Source organism: Mesotoga sp. HF07.pep.5.2.highcov (assembly GCF_003666285.1).
Taxonomy (GTDB): Bacteria; Thermotogota; Thermotogae; order Petrotogales; family Kosmotogaceae; genus Mesotoga; species Mesotoga prima.
Map to the genome: position 1 here is coordinate 1 of NZ_JFHJ01000323.1, position 1,261 is coordinate 1,261.

General features: G+C 45.5%; 2 protein-coding genes. Both read right to left on the reverse strand.

The features are described 5' to 3' along the window. On the reverse strand, positions 1-827 hold an 827-nt coding region (gene gcvPA / locus BG32_RS07085; protein ID WP_121526613.1), incomplete at its 3' end, for an aminomethyl-transferring glycine dehydrogenase subunit GcvPA. 1 nt (position 828) lies between these two features. Continuing rightward, a complete protein-coding gene (gcvH, locus tag BG32_RS07090) occupies positions 829-1,200 on the reverse strand; it encodes a glycine cleavage system protein GcvH (protein ID WP_006487673.1) in 372 nt (123 codons plus the stop codon). Between the last annotated feature and the right edge of the window lie 61 nt (positions 1,201-1,261).

Here is a 1,261-nt window from a genome sequence, read left to right on the forward strand (position 1 = left end):
GGTCCACCGAAGGAAGGCGCATTTCCCAACGGTTGACCGTCGCCCACGACTATATCGGCTCCCAACATCCCCGGAGCTTCAAGTATGCCCAAAGCGATAGGGTTTGTACTCACTATCATCATAGTGTTCTCCCCAATCGTGGACCGAATTTCGGAGAGATTTTCGATTATTCCAAAGAAGTTTGGATAACCTAGAACAAAGCCAGAAATATCTTCTGTTAGTTTCTTCTGAAGGTCAGTGACATCTATCTGTCCAGATTCGGAATCGAAGGCAACAGTCTCTACATCGATGTCGCTACCAAAGCAATATGTTTTGATCGTTTCAACGTATTCGGGATGAAGTGCCTCCGAGACCAAAACCTTCTTACCACCCTTTACTCTGACAGCCATAAGAGCAGCTTCCGCAACGGCACTTGCACCATCGTACATCGATGAATTGGCAACTTCCATCCCCGTGAGTTCGCATATCATTGTCTGGAACTCGAATAACATCTGAAGAGTGCCCTGCGAAACTTCTGCCTGGTAAGGTGTGTAAGCAGTCAGGAATTCCCCTCTTGATGCTATCGCTTGAACCGCGCTAGGGACGAAGTGCTTATACACACCGGCTCCTCGGAAGACAGACATATCGTTAAGCGTGAGATTTCTTTTGCTGAGTTCACTGAGGTCTCTCAGTACAGTGAATTCATCCTTACTCTCAGGCAAAGAAATGTCGACCTCGAACCTTTTGGGTATGTCGCTGAACAGCTCTGATATGCTCTTGACACCAACTACCTCCATCATTTCATCTATGTCTTTCTTTGTTTGGGGTAGATAGGGGAACTCAGGCATATTAGCCCTCCTCTTCGCAGTGTTTCTTATATGCCTCCAAATCCATCAGGCTGTCAAGTTCAGATTCGTTACTTATCTCCATCTTTGCAATCCAGCCTTCACCTTCAGCATCATCGTTGATCTTTTCAGGTGATGAATCAAGTTCTTCATTCACTTCAACAACCTTGCCGCTTACTGGTGCGTAGATATCACTGGCAGCTTTTACAGACTCTATCGTGCAGAAGACGTCTCCCTTCTTATATGACTTACCGACTTCAGGAAGGTCAACGTACACGATGTCCCCAAGGTGATCTTGAGCGTGATCGGATATTCCTATTGTGGCGATCTTACCTTCTACCGATACCCATTCATGTGTTGCAGCATACTTTTTCATTTACACTCCTCCTTAACCTTTTGATTTCACAGAACCTCTATAGAAAGGTGTTTTTACTACA